Raw genomic sequence first — 18576 nt, 5'->3', positions numbered from 1 at the left:
GGCGGGTGTGGCGGCCGTCGGCGCGCACTCGAGGCAAAGTGGTTCGGGTGAGCACTTCGCCGTCGAACTACACGCCCCGGCCCATGTCCAGCAGGACCACCTACGCGCTGGGCGCGGTCGCGCTGGTCCTGATCGCGCTGGTCGTCTTCCTGGCCTACCGCTGGATGGGCGAGGAAGCCGAGGTACGCAACGACGGCTACGGCCCGGTCCGCGACCCGGCGGTGGTGACCGCGGTGCAACCCAACGGCGCCATCGTGCTCGGCCGCCCCGGCGTGACCAAGATCATCGACGTCTTCGAAGACCCCCTGTGCCCCGGCTGCGGTGCGCTCGAGCACATTTTCGGCCAGGAAATCGCCCAGAAGATCGACGAAGGCAAGCTCGCCATCCGATACCGCTTCGTCAACTTCCTCGACGGCAAATCCGGCAGCGGCGACTACTCCACCCGCGCCATTGCCGCCCTGCAATGTGTGGCCGCCGAAGGCTCCGGTCCCGTCTACGCCAAGTTCCACGACGCCCTGTTCACCACCCGCCAGCCCAAGGAAAACAGCTCTGACCTGAGCAATGACGACCTCGCGGCGCTCGCCCGGGAATCCGGCGCCGCCCCCGCCGCCGTCGACTGCATCACCTCCGGCGCCCAACTCGACGCCGCCCGGATCAATGCCGTCAAAGCCGACGCCGACCTCACCACCCTCCTCGACGACGACGCCGCCACCCCCTCGGTCTTCGACGGCACCACCAAGATCGACGTCGGCAACCAGAACTGGGTCGCCGACCTGACCCCCTGACCAGCCGTTCAACCCCCGTATCGAGGCGATTTGGTTCCCGGTCCCCACGTGGTGTAACTTCGTTCAGGCAGCCGGGGAACACCGGCGGCACACCACTCGGGGCTATGGCGCAGCTGGTAGCGCACCACACTGGCAGTGTGGGGGTCAGGGGTTCGAGTCCCCTTAGCTCCACCAAAAATGCAGGTCAGGACCGATGTAATATCGGTCCTGACCTGTTTTATTTGGCCCAGCCCCGCGGAAACCCCGCGTTTTCGGGTTTCGTTTGTCGTCCCTCCGGTGTGAATGTTGTCCGGCTCGTTGATGCTGTCGGCTCTGTAGTCGCGGTGCCCGTTGGCGATGATGCGGGTCGACTGAGGTTCCCCCGCTAATCCGGAGAGCGTGATGTTCCCCCGGATTTGTGGAGTCGGGATGCTGGACTTCAGGCCACGGGTTGGATGGATGGTTGCATCATTTCGTATTCGATCGGGGTTCGCATTCCCAGGGCGGAGTGACGGCGTCGGCGGTTGTGGAAGATCTCCAGGTATTCGAAGATCGCGTTGGCCAACTCGATCCGGGTCTTCCACCGTCGCCGGTTGAGTAGCTCGGTTTGCGTTCTGCCCCAGAAGGATTCGATGACAGCGTTGTCGTAGCATTATCCGGCTAATCTGTGCTGATCTTGTTCCGTTGGTGAGGGTTTCGCGTAATCCGGCTGATTTCTGGATGTCGGTGATGGTGGCGTCGAGGCGGGCGATGAGTTGGTGGTGGCGTTCGGCTTCGGTGATCCAGCCGCGGCGTTGGGCGTCGTCGGCGAGTTTGCGGGCGTCGGTGCGTTGGGCGGCGAGGATGGGCAGGTAGGTGGCGTCGGTGCGGAAGTTCGGGCAGTGTTCGCAGATGTTGGCGTAGGGACAGGGGCCTTGGGCGGGCGCGTAGGCAGAATCCGCCTGCGAGACGAGATTTCAGTGCGGGGGTGTCGGTCCAATCTTTGCCGCCGGTGATGTCGGCGAGCGGGAGGGCTTTGGTGCCGGCGGGTGTGGTCGGCAGGGCTGCGAGGTGGTCCTTGGCGAGGGTGAGGGCGCGATAGCGCAGCAGCACCCGGGTGGTCACCTCGTCGATGGCGATCGCTTCGCCGAGCAGCCAACTGTTTCCGGCCTGATCCGCTGACCCGATGGTCGGTGGCAGGCGTGAGGACGTCACTGGATGCCGTGGCGTAGAAGACCGAGGCGTAGATTCGGCGTCAAGTCGATCGCGGGACAGTCGGCGGCACTGTCCGCGGGTCGGGTGGCTGGCTCTGCTGGATCCCGGCGAGAAGCCAGCTCAATCCTTGGTCGAAGTTGTCCCGCAGCGCCTTGGGGGTCGGCTGGTGTTCGGTGTTGTTTTCCGAGGGCAGGCCGCTGGTGAACGCGGCGAAGCCGATTGTGTAAACGATCAGGACGCGCAGAGCATCGGCCGCGGCGGGTTCGGGAACATCTGCTCGGCGCAGGACATCGATCGTGATGGCGCCGAGGCGCTGTGCGTTGGGGCCGCGCGCGCCCTGACGGCTCAAGTAGAGCGGTACCAGGTCGGAATGGGCCAACAGCACGTTATAGGTCGAAGCCATGAGTTGATGCAGGCAGGCGGTGGGGTTTTCGATGTCGGATGCCGGCGAATCGACTGCGGCAAGCACGTCGTCGAGTAGATCGTCGATCAGTGCCGTCTTGTTCGCGACGTGGCTGTAGAGGGCATTCGGGGCGACGTCGAGTCGCTTGGCCAAGGAGCGCATCGTCAAGGCCGACAACCCCTTCTCCGCCAAGACTTCCCGGGCCGCGCCGAGTACGGCCGCATGGGTGAGGCCGGCTCTGTGGCCGGGAGCGCGACTGCGTTCCACCCGGCTACTGTACAGTGCCCAATATGAATTGGACGTTGTACAGTTTGAGTATTACAGCATGAACGGCATTCCAGGGTTCGTCGAGCAGACGGTGTCGGTGAACGGCGCCGGCGTGCATGTGGTTCAGGGGGGTACCGGCCATCCGGTACTGCTGCTACACGGTTTTCCGCAAACTCATCTCGTGTGGCGGCATGTGGCGGTGTCGCTGGCCGAGGACTACCGAGTGGTGTGCGCGGACCTCCCGGGCTACGGCGCCAGCGACCCACCTGCCGGGGATGACAGCCCTGCGCATTACGCCAAGCGGGTCACCGCGGCGACGATGGTCGCTGTGATGCGCGAACTCGGCCACGAGCAGTTCAGCGTTATTGGGCACGACCGAGGCGCTCTGGTGGCGCTCCGGGCGGCGCTCGACCATCCCGATGTCATCGAGCATGTCGGTGTACTCGACGTGATTCCCACCGTTGACAACTGGGCTGCGCTCAACGGTGTCGGTGGGGTGTTCGCGTTCCATCTGTACCTCCTCGCCCAACCATCCGACCTCCCTGAGCGGATGATCGCCGCCGATCCGGACACGTTCTTCGGGCATTTCCTGGATACCTGGACAGCGTCGGCGGAGGCGATCCCCACCGGAATCCGGGACGTCTACCTGGCCGCGGTGCGCGCTCCGCAAGCGATCCATGCGATCTGTCAGGACTACCGTGCCAGCGCGTTCGTCGACGCAGAACACGACCGCAGCGACCGCGACGCCGACCGTCGGTTGACGATGCCCGTCTTGGCGATGTGGCAGGATCCGGGCGACACCATATTGCCCTTCGATCCTCAGCGGATATGGTCCGACTGGGCGCTTGACCTGCGCACCCATGTCCTGCCCTGCGGGCATTTCCTCCCCGAGGAATGTCCTGCCGAAGTCACCGCTGCCATTCGTGACCTCATCGGCAATTGAACCCTGGGCGCTCCTGTTCCGGTAATACAGTCGACGGAAAACTGGTGTCGAGTCTGCGGCTGCGGCCAGGTGCGCCGCTCCAGATGAGATCGTCGCTGCCGATGTCGTTTTCACCGCTGTAGTAGCGCCGCCGAGCTCATCGGAAACGCGCAGGCTTCCGCTCGAGTGGCCGACTCGGCGAATCGGGTAGCTCTGGTGGCAACGGAGGGCGGTTGCTGTAGACCGGTCGGGTTGGCTCGTCCCATTGATTACGGGCGATGTCGTCCGTGGGTGGGTGTCTAGCGTCTGTACTCGACGTTCGCGGAGTTTGGTCAGGACAGTGCCCTCTCGTCACGAGGCGACAGGGGTAGCCGGTGATCGGCTATGCGACTTCCTCGGCGTCGAGTTGCCGGGCCCGCTGTGGTTTGGGTCGCTCCACCGGTGGCGGGGCCAGTGCTGTGGTGTCGGGTAGCTTCCGGATCAGGCTTTCCAGGGTTTCAGGGCTGCGTTTCATTACTTCTACCTGCGGTTTCAGGGTTGTAGTAAGGTCCCCCAAGGTCCACGCGGATAAAAGGTCCGGCTTTCGAGCCGGGCCTTTCTCGTTCTACGGCCGGGGCGCGCACGATATCGAGGGCGGCGGAGGTCGCGCTACTCGCAACCCGGCCCGAGTCCGCGCACCCCAGTCGGCGAATTCTGCAAACCCCGCTTACTGGCCATGGCGTGTGAAGTTCTGTGCCGGATTGCCGCCGGGATATTCGGGGTCTGGTAGCTCTGAATTCCCGGGGTACATGAATTTTCGGATGCCACGGGGTAGCCGGAAAATGTCGGCACTGTGGCGCGGCTGCTGTTTCGTCCGGGATGGGGTTCTATTCGGCTCGGCGGGCACCCACGTCGTCGGGATCCGCTGTGTATGGGTAACTTATGGGCGATAGCTAATGCTGATCAGAGCTGTGCTTACTGGCTTATGAAGCGGGTCACGGCACGTCGTCTCGGATGGTGGGGCATCGGATCTGCTGGTAGTTTTCTGAAACATCGAAGGGGCAATCGCTGAGGATTGGCTCTGGCGTTCATTCACTCCGATACACATCTTGCCGCCTATTCCATTCGGAAAAAGGGGCTTATACCCGTCTGTCCGCTGTCGATTTCTCGGTGCGTATTTCACCGCGGAAATCGGCGTGCTGCACCCGTGGGAGCTGTCATGACCATAGTCGGCGCACCGCCGTCCGCAACCGTGCGGACCGTTCCGCGCGCCCTCGCCCGCGATCGAGCCCTGCTGACCGGCTACTTCGTGGGGCTCGGGGTCGTCACCGCGGTCTGGGGCACGCGCATTCCGGCCGTTCAGGAAGCTGCCGGGCTGGATACCGCGGGTCTGGCGGTGGTGCTGCTCGCGGCGGCGGTCGGGATGGTCGCGGGCTTGCGCGTCGGCGGGCAGATCGCCGGGCGTCACGGGGTGTCCGCGCTGTTGACCGGTGGCGGTCTCGGGTTCGCACTGAGTCTGGCGCTGCTCGGAACCTGCCGGACGGCGCTGGCGGCCGGTGTCGCGGCGCTGATCTTCGGGGCCGCGCATGGTGTGCTGGACGTCGCGGCCAACTCTGCCGCGGTCGACTGTCAACGTGCTTATCGGCGGCCGATCATGTCGGGCCTGCACGCGGCCTACAGCCTCGGCGCGCTGGGCGGCGCGTTGATCGCGGTGGTGACCGCGCAGTGGTCGCACACCTATCTCTTCGTCGGGGTTGCCGCCGTCGCGATCGTGGCGACCGTGGCGGCGGTGCCGACCACCCGCGAGATCGGCAGGCTCGTGCCCGACGACGATGGCGAGCCGGCGAAAACGCAGTCCGGCTCGCCCCCGGTCTGGCTGCTGGGCACTTTGGCGGCCGCATGCCTGCTGGGCGAGGGAGCCGCCGCCGATTGGTCCGCCGTCCACCTCACCGACCTCGGCGCCTCGGCGACGGTCGGGGCCGCTGCCTTCGCGGGATACAGCGCGGCCATGGCGGTGGGGCGGCTCGCCGGCGACCGGCTGACCGCACAGTTCGGGGCGCCGAAAGCCGTTCGCACTGGCGCGATCCTGGCCGCAGCCGGTCTGCTCGCCGGCGTGCTGACCGCCGACATCGCGTTCGCGCTGGCCGGTTGGGCGCTGCTGGGTCTCGGCCTGTCGGTCACCATTCCCGCGCTGTTCAGTGCGGCAGGCGCCGGCGGTCCGCGCTCGGTCGCGACCGTCGCGGTGACGGGCTACCTGGGCCTGCTCGCCGGACCAGCCGCCATCGGTGCCCTCGCCGCGGCGGTCACCCTGCCCGTCGCCCTACTGCTGCCCGCCGCGCTCGCCGCCGGCGTGGCCGTCCTGTCCCCTCGAGCACTGGAGAACCGATGACCATGGAATCCTCGTACCAGACCGCGGAACTCGACGCGGTGACCTTCGACTACAACGGCGTCATCGGCTTGCAACCCACCCCCGCGATGTGGGCCGAACTCGCCGACCTGGCCGACTGGCCCGCCGACCGCCTCGGCAGTTTCCAGACCACCTTCTGGAGCGCCCGCGAACCCTACGATTCCGGCACCTCCGACGACGCCGATTTCTGGACCGCCGTCCTCGGCCACCGACCCGCCCCCGCACTGCTCGCCCGGCTCCGCGCCGTCGACGCCGCCATGTGGACCCACACCGACGACGCCGTAGTCGAATTGCTGCACCACATCCAGCGCGCGGACCTGCCGATCGTCCTGCTCTCCAACGCGCCCCACCCCGTCAGCGAAGCCCTCGACGCCGCGCCCTGGCGCACCCTCATGGTCGACGCCCTCTACTCCTGCCGGCTAGGAATGAACAAACCCCACCCCGACACCTACCGAAAAGCCCTCGCCGCCACCGGAGCCGCAGACCCCGCCCGGGTCCTGTTCATCGACGACCGCGCCGACAATTGCGAGGCCGCCGCCGGGGTGGGCCTGCGCACGCTCCACTACACCGGTACGCCGGCCCAGATCGAAGACCGTGTCCGCGCGGTGATCGCCAAGCGGTGGTGATCATTCCGGACGACACCGCAGGCCAGTCCGTATTCGAGCGGTGATCGGATTGGGATTGTTCGCCGGAGATGAGGTCGCTGTGCTCCGAGACCGGCCGAAATACCTGACTGGAGATGTCGTGATTCCGCGGCAGGATCGGTCAACGAGGACGTGACCGGGCGAGCCACCCGGTGCGGTGGCTGGACTCGTGGGAACGGCTGTTGCGCTGATCGTGCCGCCGCCCTGGACGGCTGGGCGGATTGCCGGTGGCGACGCGGACAGGTGAGCAGGAAGGTGATCGACGGTGCGGAAAATCGTGACCATCGGGGTCTATGGGTTCGACGCAGAGTCGTTCCTGCAGCGTCTGCGGGCGGCGAAAGTCGGCCTGCTACTGGATATTCGGCGCCGCCGTGGGGTGCGGGGAGCCGAGTACGCCTGGGCGAACTCGCTCCGGTTGCAGGCAGCGCTCGAGCAGGCCGGGATCGGCTATGAGCACCATCTCGAGCTCGCGCCCACTGTCGAGATGCTGCATCTTCAGCACGCCGAGGACGATCGTTCGGGGGTCGGCAAACGGTCGCGTCGCGTGCTGGATGGCGAATACGTCCGCCGGTACACCGGTGAGATCCTCGACCGCACTGATCTGACACCGGTAGTGTCGGGTAGCGGCGTTACGGCGCTGCTCTGCGTCGAGCGCGACCCCGAAGCCTGCCACCGCTCGCTGATCGCCCAGCGCTTGGCCGAGCGGCACTACCTGAGGATCGAACACCTGCTCCCAGACTGATGGACGAGTTGGATGCCAGGCTGCACCGCATAGGGCAGCATCACTTCCGCGCGAAGTTCCGGCTCCGCGGCCGCGACCGCGCGATCGTCGACCTGCGCGGCATGACCACCGTCCGCAAGCACGCCCGCGAACTGATCGAGCGCAGGCTCGCCCCCGCCGAACCCCGCAACGACGGCCGCCAAACCCCCTACCGCGGCCACCCGGTCTTCGTCGCCCAGCACGCCACCGCCACCTGCTGCCGCACCTGCCTGCACCGCTGGCACGACATCCCCGCCGGCCGCCCCCTCGACGCCGCGGAACAGGAGTACGTGGTGGAGGCGATCTGCCGCTGGATCGTCGGCCAATACGCCCCCGACGCCCCGCCCCCGGACTGAGCCGGAGCGAGATGGGAATGTCCGCCGAACTCGGTGAGCGGTCGCAGCGCCGCCGATCACGGCCGACACAGCCGCCGAGCGATCTCGGCCGATCGGCCGAATCCAGGGCAACTCAACCGTGGCTGCGTCGATTCCGGCTTTTACCCCGATCTCACTCCGCAGCGCTACTCCACGTCATACCAGGGGATTACATAGAACTAGAAAAGGGCGCATAGCTTCGGGACATCGACATCGCCACAGCGCTGATCGGCCGAACTCCGATCCACATCCGATGGTCGGCAGTGCATCGCGCGGTGGTGAGACAACGACTGCGAGGAAGCTGTATGACGACGTCTACCTTGTCCCCTCCACTGTCGCGGCGTGGTGGTGACTATGCCCCACTCTTGCGCCGGGTCAGCGAAGCCGGTCTGATGGACCGGCGACCGGTCTACTACACGATCCGGCTCGGCCTGGTCGGGTTCGCGTTTGCCGCGGGCTGGGCGGCGTTCGTTCTGGTCGGGGATTCGTGGTGGACGCTGCTGGTGGCGGTGTTCATGGCGGTGACGTTCGCGCAGGTCGCGCTGGTAATGCACGATGTCGCGCACCGGCAGGTCTTCCGGTTGCGTCGCCCGACGGAGATCGTCGGGCGGGTGGTCGGCAATGCCGGAATCGGGCTGGGTTATGGCTGGTGGCAGGACAAGCACACGCGCCATCACGCCAATCCGAATCACGAGGAACTCGATCCCGATGTCGCACCCGACATCCTGGTGTGGTCACAACGGCAGGCGCGGGCCAGTCGCGGCCTGCCTCGCCTCATCGGCCGGGCACAGGCGTACCTGTTCTTCCCGCTGCTGATGCTCGAGGGCCTGAATCTCCATCTGGCAGGCGTGCGGGCACTCCGAAACCGATCGGTCAAACACCGCGTCCTCGAGGGTTCGTTGCTGTTCGGCCATTTCGCCATCTACCTGACGGCCCTGTTCGTCATCCTGCCCGCGGACAAGGCCTTCGCGTTCCTCGCCGTCCACCAGGCGCTCTTCGGCGTGTACATGGGCTGCATCTTCGCGCCGAACCACAAAGGTATGCCGACTCTGACCGGCGACGATCGCCCCGACTACCTGCGCCGCCAGGTGCTGACGTCTCGAAACGTCAAGGGCGGCACGCTGACCGATATCGCACTCGGCGGCCTCAATTACCAGATCGAGCATCACCTGTTTCCCAGTATGCCGACCCCGAATCTGCGCCACGCCCAGGTCATCGTGCGTGACTACTGCGCGGAAATCGGTGTGCCATACCACGAGACGGGGTTGATCGCCTCCTATCGCGAAGCGCTGAAGCACATGCATGATGTCGGCGCGCCGCTGCGGAGGCGTCGGGAGTCCGATCTCTGAGTCGCGAGACGCGGGCCTCGTCATCGACTCAGGGCGCGGCGTCTCGACGCTCGCTTGACCTCCGCCGGGGCCGTCACGTTGCCAGCCTCGGCGCCCTCACATCGCCTGCCTTCGCAGAATATCGATCTCGCAGCCCGGCGCACTCGGGTCGAATCCATGCTCGACAAGCCAGCGAACGCCCCGCAGACATCGCACCGACCACCAACCGCGGATCACCTCACGGTCGACCGCCGCGCCGTACCCTGCGACGACGCCATCGAGATGCTCCGGGTGGCCGAGGGTCAGGGTGGCGAGATCGTACATGGCGTCCCCCTGCGCTGCCTCCGACCAATCGATCACCCCGGTGACCTCGTCTCCGTCGACGAACACATGGGCGACCTGTAGATCACCGTGCGTGAACACCGGAGCCCATGGGCGAAGCGCCGCATCGGCGAGTTCGCGGTTGCGCCTGATCACGCTCGCGGGAAGAACGTCATTCGCGACGAGCCAGGCACATTCGCCATCGATCTCCCTCGCCAACTCGTCCGGGCTCCGACCGGCCCTCGCCGGCGGCGGCCCATTGTGCAGCTTCCGAACGGTAGCTCCGGCCGCAACCCACGCCGCCGCCGACGCGGTCGAGGGCTCGCCTAGGTGAGCGAGTGGCTTTCCTGATAAAGCGGCAAGCGCGAGGACGGGCGGTTCTCGCCACAGGATCGCCGGAGTGGGAACGGGCGCCCGCACCATGGCGTCGACTTCGATATCGGTGCGCGTTTGATCGGCATCTACTTTGAGGAGTACGTCTCCGACCCGCAGCGTCGCGCAATCATGATGAGCGACGACGACTTCCACCCCTGGCTTGTCCACGTCGGTCATTGTCGCGGGAGGCGGCGCCGACGTCATCCGGTTCGCCGCAAGCGTGCCGCCAGGTGCCGCGAGGCAAAGAGGCAACTTCGGAACAGGTTTCGTCAACTCGTGCGCCGTTCAACGACGGTAGGCCGCCAGGAACAGGTCGATCGCCGCGTCGACCGTGTCGGCGGACGTTGCCGTGGCATCGAGCATCCGGGCGTTCAGTGGTGCGCCGACGACCAGCCAGGTGAGCTGTTCGGCCGCGGCGCCGGGGTCGGGTATCCGCAGCAGGCCGCGGGTGGCGAGTGCCTGGAGTGTTGTGGCGAGATCGCCGATGTTGCTGATCCAGCTCTTGTGCAGATAGGTCGACCCGACCTCGGGCAGGCGAGCGGCCTCGGCGGTGACCAGTCGGCGCATCTCCACCACGGTGGGGGAGAGGATACCGGCCAGCAGGGTCCGCGCCCAGGTGAGCAGCCCCTCGCGGATATCCTCGGCGGCCTCGAGTTTCGCGAGGGCGGGCCGCATGGCATGACGGCCGGCGCCCGCCCAATTCTCCACCACCGCAGCGAAGAGTTCGGCCTTCGACGAGTGTTCCCGATAGAGCGAGGCCTTGGAAATCCCTGCGCGCGAGGCCACCTCGTCCATCGTCGATCCCGCGAACCCGCGCTCCAGAAACACCTCACGCGCTACGGCCAGCAGTTCGGGGCCGGACTTACCGGGCGGGCGGCCGCGGCGCCCACTTCCAGAGTTCATGGTTCCCCACTTTAGTACTTGACAGTACCCAAACCGCGGCCTAGTTTAAGTACTGCACCGTACTTAAGGAGCCGGACATGGTTGTTGTAGGTGTTGTCGCCGCCGCGATCGTCTCGTTCGTGATCAGCGCGGTGCTGTACGCGACGCCTCCGGTCGCCGCGCTGGTGTCGCGGACGAGCACCCCGCGGCCCGGAGTCGGAGTGCCGGTGCAGATGCTGTTCGTACTGCTACGTGGCCTTCTCGCGGCTACCGTCCTGGCGCTGCTGCTCGTCGCCGGTGATCGGCATGGAGTCGCGGCCGGGGCGGTGCTGGGCGCCATCGTGGCGATACTGCCCGTCACCATCCTCGCCGGCGCCGTCGTCCACGAAAACGTTCCGATCCCGACCGCGCTGGTGCACATGACCGACTGGGTCCTCAAACTGGTCATCAGTGGAGTTGTGCTCGGACTGTTCATCTGACCCCCTCTCGACAGGAGCCGCCATGGCTGCCGCAGCAGGACCACTCGACATCACCTTCACCGCCGTCCTCGGGAAAGTCCGGGAAGGCGACACGTGGACGTGCGTGCAACTTCCCGATTCGGCACAGATCTTCGGTACCCGCGGCCTGGTGAAGGTCAAAGGAACGGTGGACGGCGTGCCGTTCGCCTCGTCCTTCATGGCTCTCGGAGACGGCACGCACAAGCTCCCCGTTGCCGCGGCGATCAGGCGCAGTATCGGCAAGTCCGATGGTGATGAGGTCACTGTTCATCTGACCGAGCGTTTGTCCTGACCGGCAGATTCGACGCAGACGCGACGAATACCGCGTCGAGCGACGGACGCCGATCGACGACCATCCGGTCCGCTTCACCGCTCAGCGAGCCGGATTCGTCTCGTTCACCCGGGTCAGCTTCGCGGGATTGGTCACCGAGTACACCCCGATGACGGTATCGTCGGGCGCGATATCGAGGACGACGAGCGCCAGCGGCGCATCACCGTCGAAGATCACCGCACACGGATCGCCGCTGACCGTGCGCCAACCCACCCGGTAACCGTCCAGCCCCGCCTCGGCGACGGATACGAAAACCTCGGCGACAGCGGTCCGGCCGTGCACCGGCTGCAAGGATGTGGCGACACCGGCGCCGCCACTATCGGTCCAGAGGGTGACGTCCGGGGCCAGCACCGCGAGGAGTTCTTCGAGGTCTCCACCCATCGCGGCGTCGACGAAGCGTTCGGTGACCTGCCTGCGGATCCGCGGGTCCACCTGGGTGTGTGGCCTGCGCGCCTGCACGTGTTGCCGGGCGCGATGAGCGATCTGGCGCACCGCGGCGGGGGAGCGGTCGACCATGCCGGCGATCTCGGTGTGCGGGTAGGCGAAGACCTCGTTGAGCACGAACACCGCCCGCTCCAGCGGAGTCAGCGATTCGAGGACGACCAGCATCGCCATCGACGACGATTCGGTCCGCAGCACGCTCGTCGCACCGTCGTCGGTGGTGTCGTTGTCGACCAGGGGCTCCGGAAGCCATTGCCCCACATACTCTTCGCGACGCCGGGCCAGCGCGGAACGGCGGGCGAGCGCTTGGTTCACCGCGATCCGGGTGAGGTAGGCGCGGACGTTGTCGATCGGTTCGGCGCCGCGCACGCGGGTCTGCCAGGCCAACCACACTTCTTGCAGGACGTCCTCGGTGTCGGCGACGCTGCCGAGCATGTTGTAGACCACCGAGAACAGCAGCTCGCGGTAGCCGAGGAAGGTCTCGGTGGCGTTGTCGATGTCGTCGTGCACGGCAGTCCTCCGGTCCGGCGGGAAATGGTCCTTCTACGAAGAGGTCCGCGACGACGCCGAGTGTGACACCAGCGCCGGATTGCGTGATCCAACCCACAGAATCGTCCTCGCGGTGTCACGTTCTGCCCGCATCGCTTGCTCCTAGCCGACGAAACCCTTTCCGTCATCCCTACCAGGAGCTCCCCATGCGCACCCGCATCAGCAATGTCCGCGTCTTCGACGGCGAGCACCGCATCGACCGCACCACCGTGCTCATCGAGGACGGCCGGATCGCCGCCACCGACGACGCCCCCGCCGACGTCGAGATCGATGGCACCGGCCGAACCCTGCTGCCGGGGCTGATCGACGCCCACACCCACATCTTCGACGGCGACCTGGCCGCCGCGCTCACCTTCGGCGTCACGACCGAGCTCGACATGTTCTGCCTCCCCGAAGTCCTGACCGCCCAGCGGGCTGCGGCCGCATCGCGCGACGATATCGCCGATTTCCGCAGCGCGGCCACCTTGGCGACGGCGCCGGGCGGTCACCCGAGTCAACTGCTCGCCTCGCCGGATATCGCCGCGCGCGGCCTCGCACCGTTCGACACCATCTCCGCCCCCGAGCAGGCGGCGGATTTCGTGCGGGCCCGGCTGGCGGAGGGCGCCGACTATCTGAAGATCGTCATCGATGACGGTGCAGTGCACGGCACGGGACTTCCGGTGCTCTCAGCGGAGACCGCGCGAGCGCTGACCACCCACGCGCATGACGCGGGATTGCAGGTCATCGCGCATGCAATCACCGAGCGTGAAGTGGCGATCGCACTCGATGCCGGTGTCGACGGGCTCGCGCACGTGTGGACCGACTTCTCCGATCACACCTTGGAGCTGGCCGATCGGATCGCCGCGCGGGACGTGTTCGTGGTGAGCACCCTGGTGTACTTCGAGGCCATCACCGGGCAGCGCGAGACCACCGCCGACTGCGCGCGCCCCGGCTCGTTCGCCGACGCGGTCCAGGTCGCGCGGGCGCTGCACGAGGCGGGCGTGCCGCTGCTCGCCGGCACCGACGCGACGCCGTACGTACCCGCGCATGGTTCGGGTCTGCACCGGGAACTGGTGCTGCTGATCGGGGTGGGGATGGGTCCACTGGAGGTGCTCAGGTCCGCGACGAGCCGGACGGCCGATCGCTTCGGGTTGTCCGACCGCGGCCGCATCGCACCGGGTTTGCGGGCGGATCTGCTGCTCGTCGACGGGGACCCGACCACCGATATCACTGCCACGTCCGAGATCGCCGAGGTGTGGCGTCGCGGTGTGCGGCAGGTCCGTCGATGACCGCGACCGTGGTCGCCCGGTGGCCGCTGCCGCTGTTCCGGGCGACGGCGACGACGGCGGCGGTCCTGGTGTTCGCCCAGGCCGCCCTGGCCGGCGGTTTCATGGCCGGGCATTTCGAAGCCTTGGCCATGCACAGCCGCAACGGTGGCCTCGTGGCGGTGGTGTTCCTCGGTCAGCTCGTCTGCGCGGTGCTGCTGTGGCGCAGGGGTGGTGGCCCGGCGTGGCCCGTCCGGACCGCGGTGTTGCAGTTGGTGATCGCGGCGGGGCTCATCCCGCTCGGTGAGGAGCGGGTGCTGGCAGTGCATATTCCGCTCGCGGTGGGCTTGTCCATCGGCACGGGATTGCTGGTGAGCTGGGCGTGGCGGTGGCAGCGATGAGCATCAGCAGGCGCGGATTCCTGCGCGCGGGCGTCGGTGTCGGCGCGGCGGCCGCCGTCGGCGCCGCGGGCTGGGCGGTGGTGCCGAAGATTGTGCGACCGGGTGAGCCGGGACTGCTGCTGCCCAGTTCGGTGCCGCTGCCGCAGCCGTTCCGGGCGCGGCTACCAATTCCACCGGAACTGTCTCCCGTCGCATCCGATGCGACCACCGACTATTACGAAATCGTCCAGCGCACTGCACATCTCGACATTCTGCAGGGCCTGCGCACCGAAGCCTGGACCTACCACGGCAGCTTCCCCGGCCCGACGATCCGGGCGCGGTCGGGGAGGGCGACCGCGGTGCGCCACCGCAACGAACTGCCCCACCCGACGGTGGTGCATCTGCACGGCGGGCACACACCCGCCGACAGCGACGGCTACCCGATGGACCTGATCCTGCCGGTCGGCGCGACCACCGCACACCAGCACAGCCACGGACACGGGGCTGCCACCATGACGGGCGCACTCGCGCACGGCGAACGCACCTACGTGTATCCGAATCGCCAACGCGCCGCGACCCTTTGGTACCACGATCACCGGCACAGCTTCACGGGTCCGGCGGTCTGGCGTGGGCTGGCCGGATTCCACCTCGTCGGCGACGATGTCGAGGATGCGCTGCCGCTCCCGCAAGGTGACCGTGACGTCCCCTTGCTCATCAGCGATCGCTCCTTCGCCGCCGACGGCTCGTTCGCCTACCCGCTGATCGACCCGGAACTGCGCACACCGGGTGTCACCGACCCCTATATGAACGGGGTCCTCGGTGATGTGGTGCTCGTCAACGGCGCACCGTGGCCGCGGCTGGAGGTGTCGCCGGTGCGCTACCGATTCCGGGTGCTCAATGCTTCCAACGCGCGCCGCTACCGGCTCACCCTCGACCCCCCTGGCGACGGTTTCGTACAGATCGGTAGTGACGGGGGCTTGCTCGATCGACCGATCCGGCACGACCACATCGACATCTCGCCGGCCGAACGTTTCGACGTGGTCATCGATTTCGGCGCGTACCCGCCCGGCACCTCGGTCCGGCTCCGCAACACCCTCGACACCGGACCGGCAGCCGAGATCATGCGCTTCGACGTCACCGGCCCGTTGCGGCGCGACGACACCACCGTCCCCGACCGGCTCGCCCCCGTCGAGCGCCTGGATCCGGCCACCGCCGTCGCCGAACGCACCTTCCTGTTCCAGCTGGGACCGCACGGGTGGTCGATCAACGGCGCACCCTACGAACCGGGCCGTGCCCTGGCCAACCCGCGCTTGGGCACCGTCGAGATCTGGCGTTCCATCACCGATTTCCACCACCCGGTGCACGTGCACCTCGACCCGTTCCAGGTGATCTCCCGCAACAACCGTCCGCCCGGCCCCTTCGACGCGGGCTGGAAAGACACCGTCGACGTCCGCCCTGCCGAGGCCGTCGAGGTGGCGGTCCGCTTCACCGACTACCCCGGCCCGTTCATGCTGCACTGCCACAATCTCGAACACGAGGACATGGCGATGATGGCCGACTTCATGGTGACGTAGTTCGCCGGACCCGCGACCGATGAGTTTCTCGCGCCCGACCGGTCAAAGCTCGTGACACCCTAGGAAAGGACACTGCCATGGCGGAGCTTCTCGTCGACTTCATCACCTCGCTCGACGGCTACGCATCGGGCCAGGGATGGCCCGGTTTCTGGGGCCTCGAGGGCCCGGAGTACCTCGCGTGGCTCGGCGAGCAGCCCAAGGTCACCTACCTGATGGGCGCCAACACCTACCGCCTCATGTCGGGCTTCGCCGCCGGCCAGGTCCCCGACGGCCAAGACGAGTTCAGGCCCGAAGAAGAGGCGTCCGTCGACGAGCTCACCCAAGCGACCAAGATCGTGTTCTCCTCCACCCTCGAGGAGCCACTGAAGTGGGCCAACTCCACCCTCATCCGCGACGACGCCGTCGAGACCGTTCGCGCCATGAAGGCGAGCGAGTCGGGCATTCTCAGCACCATCGGCAGCCTCAGCCTCAGCCGCTCCCTGTTGAGAGCCGGGCTGGTCGACCGGTTCCGGGTCGTGATGTTCCCGGTGATCACCGGGGCGACGGGGGAAGAGCGCATCTACGACGGGTATCCGGATGTTGCTCTCGACATGATCGAGCACCGCAACTTCGATGGGCGTATGCAGTTGGTGGAGTACAAGCCTCGGGTGCTGGAGCATCCGCCGCTCGGTGGACCCGCGTGAGGTCTCCAGTCTGCCGGTCCGGCTCGTCGCCGGGCCGGTTCCGCAAGGTCCGATCGGCACCGAGCGACGCGGCGTTCTGAACGCCCGCGTCGTTCTCGCCAACGGGGTCATCATGATCCCGACCACGGACTGAGGCGCGTATCGACGTGTCTGCGCACCGCGGCGATCTCGTCGTGAACAGCCTCCGCGCGAGTGGTTGTGCGCCCGTCAGCCGGTATGGTCGGCCAGTAACGGAAAGCGACCGGACCTCAGCAGATCGGCGACGGCGTTGCGTTTGGCGTCGGGGAGGGCGTAGTCCGGGTGGGCGCGGAATATGGCTGCCGCGTCGTGCAGCGCGATCATCTGGAGTTCGGCGGTCGCGGCGCCGGCGCTGACGGGGTGGGTGGCCAGTTCCGGGTGTTGTGGATTGATTCGTCCCGTCGAGATCGCGTAGTCGACTCGGCGCGCGCACCGGCACCGCGCCTGCTCGGACGCTATGCCGCAGGCCGAGGTCAGGAAGGTGCGCAGGCGTTTCTTGGCCCGCTCGAGACGTTTGCGGTAGGCGGTGGGGGTGATGTCCAGGATCCAGGAGGCCTCGGTGGATCCGACGCCGAATACGTCGTCGAGGACGAACGCGACGCGTTCCTCGCGGGACAGGCATTGCAGCATCGCTTGGCTGCACTGGAGGCGGACCTCGGTAGCGAGCAGTTCCGCATCGGGGCCAGGGTAGTCGGTGGCCAGGTCTTCGGTCAGTTTGTCGCCGAAGGCGTCGAGGCTGAGTTGCGCCGCCTCCTGGGGTGACCGCCGGCGCTGGTTGAGCAGGTGGTTGACCCCGATGCGGTAGGCCCAGGTGAGGAGTTTCGCCTCACCGCGCCACATGGCCAGGCGGGTGAAGACGCGCAGGAGGATCTCCTGGGTGGCGTCCTCCGCGTCGGCGGGGCGGCCGGTCATCCGGAGCGCCAGCCGGTAGATCGGATCCTGGAGGTCGCGCAGGATCCGGGCCACCGCGTCGGGGTTGCCGTCGACAGCTTGCGCGACGAGCGCGACCTCGCTCGGTTCGGGTGCGGTCGGGGCGTCGATGGTCATCGGTTCATCCTCGGCCGATGGCCGCGTGGGGGCAATGGATATCACCGTCAGCGGCCTCCGGTGAGGCGGTGGCGCCGCAGCCACTCGGCGATCGCGGTGCCGATCTCGCCGGGCCGGTCCTCGGCGGCATGGTGTCCGGCCGCGCCGCAGGCGACGACTTCCAGTGTTGCGATGTGGTTTTCGCACCAGCCGGCCATCGCCGGGTCGATGAGCAGGGTCGGGGAGCCTTCGAACGTCAGCAGCAGCTTCGGCGTCCCGACGCTGTCGGACAGCCACCGGTCGTAGGCTTCGATACGAGCCACCAGGTCGGCGGGTTCGCCGCCGAGCGGCATCTGCCGCGCCCACGCCAGCACCGGCCGGCGGCTTTCGGGGGTCGGGAAGGGCGCGAGGTAGGTCTGCAGATCCGTCTCGCCGACCGGTTCGAGTACGCCCCCGGTGAACGCCTGACGGATGAACAGGTCTTGGTCGAGCACCATGTCTTCGCCGATGCCGGGGGTGCGGATGGATTCGGACCGGGTGCGCGCCTGCGGGGAGAGGTCCTCCCAGCGCATCGGTTTGAGGATGCTCTCGAAGAGGGCGAGACCGAGCACTCGCTCTGGGTGGCGCGCGGCCCAATCACAGGCGAGCGCGCCGCCCCAGTCGTGGCCGACCAGGACGACCCGGTCGAGGCCGAGGGTGTCGAACCAGGCGTCGAGGTAGCGGGCGTGCTCGGCGAAGCTGTAGCCGATATCGGGTTTGCCCGATGCGCCCATGCCGATGAGGTCCGGGGCAAGCAGGCGCGCGGCGGGCATATGGGGCAGCACGTTGCGCCACATATGCGAGGAGCTCGGGTTGCCGTGCAGGAAGACGAGCGGGGTGCCGGCGCCGAGGTCGACGTAGGACATGTGTGAGTCGAGAACTGTTGTCGTAGCCATGGTTCGGTCCTTCTTTTCGATCGACAGGCATCCGGCGGAGACGAGCGCGACTCCTGCGGCGACACCCTGGAGCAGTACGCGTCGAGATACCGGCAGGTTGGGGTGGGATGGATCCGGAGGGTGGTGCCGGCGCATCTCGATTCCCTTCTCGCCCGGTGGGCGCGTGTTTGACTGGTACACCTCTTTTCGACACCGGAATCCGGCGGTCGTGACACCGGCGGGGATGTGATCTGGGGCACAGGAATCGCCAGTCATGGTCCGGTTGTCGATCGTGGGGC

The 18576-nt window shown here is 67.1% G+C and carries 20 protein-coding genes, 1 tRNA gene and 1 pseudogene; 14 read left to right on the top strand and 8 right to left on the bottom strand.

Annotated features, from left to right (window positions below; translation table 11 throughout):
* Positions 1–83 precede the first annotated feature (83 nt).
* Positions 84–785 (top strand): DsbA family protein, encoded by a 702-nt coding sequence (locus NOCYR_RS20805; RefSeq protein ID WP_014352374.1) that lies wholly within the window; start codon positions 84–86, stop codon positions 783–785.
* Between the two features lie 98 nt (positions 786–883).
* Positions 884–959, top strand: a tRNA-Ala gene (locus NOCYR_RS20800).
* A 244-nt stretch (positions 960–1203) separates the two neighbouring features.
* Here NOCYR_RS20800 and NOCYR_RS20795 read toward each other — a convergent pair.
* Together NOCYR_RS20795 and NOCYR_RS20790 are read right to left on the bottom strand one after the other, a co-directional pair.
* Positions 1204–1410: pseudogene (locus NOCYR_RS20795) on the bottom strand (IS3 family transposase); the annotation flags it as partial.
* 588 nt (positions 1411–1998) lie between these two features.
* Complete coding sequence (locus NOCYR_RS20790) at positions 1999–2628, bottom strand: TetR/AcrR family transcriptional regulator (protein ID WP_158430186.1); 630 nt, start codon at positions 2626–2628, stop codon at positions 1999–2001.
* 58 nt (positions 2629–2686) lie between these two features.
* Between NOCYR_RS20790 and NOCYR_RS20785 the strand changes: the two genes are divergently transcribed.
* Positions 2687–3571, top strand: a complete 885-nt coding sequence (locus NOCYR_RS20785; RefSeq protein WP_014352371.1) for an alpha/beta fold hydrolase — start codon at positions 2687–2689, stop codon at positions 3569–3571.
* 361 nt (positions 3572–3932) lie between these two features.
* Here the strand turns inward: NOCYR_RS20785 and NOCYR_RS30835 are convergent, their stop codons facing one another.
* Entirely contained in the window at positions 3933–4064 is a 132-nt protein-coding gene (locus NOCYR_RS30835; protein ID WP_269147594.1) for a hypothetical protein, read from the bottom strand.
* A 684-nt stretch (positions 4065–4748) separates the two neighbouring features.
* Here NOCYR_RS30835 and NOCYR_RS20780 point away from each other — a divergent pair.
* The 5 genes from NOCYR_RS20780 (at position 4749) to NOCYR_RS20760 (ending at position 9063) form a co-directional block, all read left to right on the top strand.
* The gene (locus NOCYR_RS20780) at positions 4749–5918 is read left to right on the top strand and encodes an MFS transporter (RefSeq protein ID WP_014352369.1); all 1170 of its coding nucleotides are present in this window, start codon (positions 4749–4751) and stop codon (positions 5916–5918) included.
* On the top strand, positions 5915–6562 hold the full coding sequence (locus NOCYR_RS30830; RefSeq protein ID WP_014352368.1) for an HAD family hydrolase: 648 nt from the start codon (positions 5915–5917) through the stop codon (positions 6560–6562). Before NOCYR_RS20780 ends, NOCYR_RS30830 begins: the two co-directional genes overlap by 4 nt.
* Positions 6563–6845: 283 nt before the next feature.
* Complete coding sequence (locus tag NOCYR_RS20770) at positions 6846–7322, top strand: DUF488 domain-containing protein (protein WP_014352367.1); 477 nt, start codon at positions 6846–6848, stop codon at positions 7320–7322.
* Complete coding sequence (locus NOCYR_RS20765; protein ID WP_014352366.1) at positions 7322–7696, top strand: DUF4186 domain-containing protein; 375 nt, start codon at positions 7322–7324, stop codon at positions 7694–7696. The genes NOCYR_RS20770 and NOCYR_RS20765 overlap by 1 nt, the downstream gene beginning before the upstream one ends.
* A gap of 281 nt (positions 7697–7977) precedes the next feature.
* Positions 7978–9063 (top strand): fatty acid desaturase family protein, encoded by a 1086-nt coding sequence (locus tag NOCYR_RS20760; protein WP_231855976.1) that lies wholly within the window; start codon positions 7978–7980, stop codon positions 9061–9063.
* Between the two features lie 96 nt (positions 9064–9159).
* Here NOCYR_RS20760 and NOCYR_RS20755 read toward each other — a convergent pair whose 3' ends face one another.
* Together NOCYR_RS20755 and NOCYR_RS20750 are read right to left on the bottom strand one after the other, a co-directional pair.
* Positions 9160–9915, bottom strand: coding sequence for a phosphotransferase family protein (locus tag NOCYR_RS20755; protein WP_048833572.1), 756 nt, complete (start codon positions 9913–9915; stop codon positions 9160–9162).
* 108 nt (positions 9916–10023) lie between these two features.
* Positions 10024–10641 carry a TetR/AcrR family transcriptional regulator gene (locus tag NOCYR_RS20750; RefSeq protein WP_014352363.1) on the bottom strand — a complete coding sequence of 206 codons (618 nt, stop codon included), beginning with the start codon at positions 10639–10641 and terminating at the stop codon, positions 10024–10026.
* 77 nt (positions 10642–10718) lie between these two features.
* Here NOCYR_RS20750 and NOCYR_RS20745 point away from each other — a divergent pair, with 77 nt between their 5' ends.
* Both NOCYR_RS20745 and NOCYR_RS20740 read left to right on the top strand, forming a co-directional pair.
* Positions 10719–11099, top strand: a complete 381-nt coding sequence (locus NOCYR_RS20745; RefSeq protein ID WP_014352362.1) for a DUF1761 family protein — start codon at positions 10719–10721, stop codon at positions 11097–11099.
* A 22-nt stretch (positions 11100–11121) separates the two neighbouring features.
* Positions 11122–11409, top strand: a complete 288-nt coding sequence (locus NOCYR_RS20740; RefSeq protein WP_014352361.1) for a DUF1905 domain-containing protein — start codon at positions 11122–11124, stop codon at positions 11407–11409.
* An 81-nt stretch (positions 11410–11490) separates the two neighbouring features.
* Here NOCYR_RS20740 and NOCYR_RS20735 read toward each other — a convergent pair whose 3' ends face one another.
* A complete protein-coding gene (locus NOCYR_RS20735) occupies positions 11491–12399 on the bottom strand; it encodes a sigma-70 family RNA polymerase sigma factor (protein WP_014352360.1) in 909 nt (302 codons plus the stop codon).
* Positions 12400–12584: 185 nt separating this feature from the next.
* On the opposite strand from NOCYR_RS20735, the gene NOCYR_RS20730 reads away from it, so the two are divergent.
* The 4 genes from NOCYR_RS20730 to NOCYR_RS20715 all read left to right on the top strand — a co-directional run bounded on the left by NOCYR_RS20730 (position 12585) and on the right by NOCYR_RS20715 (position 16319).
* The gene (locus tag NOCYR_RS20730; RefSeq protein WP_014352359.1) at positions 12585–13706 is read left to right on the top strand and encodes an amidohydrolase family protein; all 1122 of its coding nucleotides are present in this window, start codon (positions 12585–12587) and stop codon (positions 13704–13706) included.
* Positions 13703–14083 (top strand): hypothetical protein, encoded by a 381-nt coding sequence (locus tag NOCYR_RS27985; RefSeq protein WP_014352358.1) that lies wholly within the window; start codon positions 13703–13705, stop codon positions 14081–14083. Before NOCYR_RS20730 ends, NOCYR_RS27985 begins: the two co-directional genes overlap by 4 nt.
* The gene (locus NOCYR_RS20720; protein WP_014352357.1) at positions 14080–15636 is read left to right on the top strand and encodes a multicopper oxidase family protein; all 1557 of its coding nucleotides are present in this window, start codon (positions 14080–14082) and stop codon (positions 15634–15636) included. Before NOCYR_RS27985 ends, NOCYR_RS20720 begins: the two co-directional genes overlap by 4 nt.
* Positions 15637–15713: 77 nt before the next feature.
* A complete protein-coding gene (locus NOCYR_RS20715; RefSeq protein WP_014352356.1) occupies positions 15714–16319 on the top strand; it encodes a dihydrofolate reductase family protein in 606 nt (201 codons plus the stop codon).
* A gap of 207 nt (positions 16320–16526) precedes the next feature.
* Here the strand turns inward: NOCYR_RS20715 and NOCYR_RS20710 are convergent, their stop codons facing one another.
* Positions 16527–17384: an RNA polymerase sigma factor gene (locus tag NOCYR_RS20710; RefSeq protein ID WP_014352355.1), complete on the bottom strand. Its 858-nt coding sequence runs from the start codon at positions 17382–17384 to the stop codon at positions 16527–16529.
* Positions 17385–17431: 47 nt separating this feature from the next.
* Complete coding sequence (locus NOCYR_RS20705; protein WP_269147593.1) at positions 17432–18433, bottom strand: haloalkane dehalogenase; 1002 nt, start codon at positions 18431–18433, stop codon at positions 17432–17434.
* Positions 18434–18576 lie beyond the last annotated feature (143 nt).

Origin of the sequence: Nocardia cyriacigeorgica GUH-2, assembly GCF_000284035.1 — a bacterium.
Classification (GTDB): Bacteria; Actinomycetota; Actinomycetes; order Mycobacteriales; family Mycobacteriaceae; genus Nocardia; species Nocardia cyriacigeorgica_B.
The sequence above is the reverse complement of the archived record's forward strand: the minus strand, read 5'-3'. Positions and strand labels throughout refer to the sequence as shown.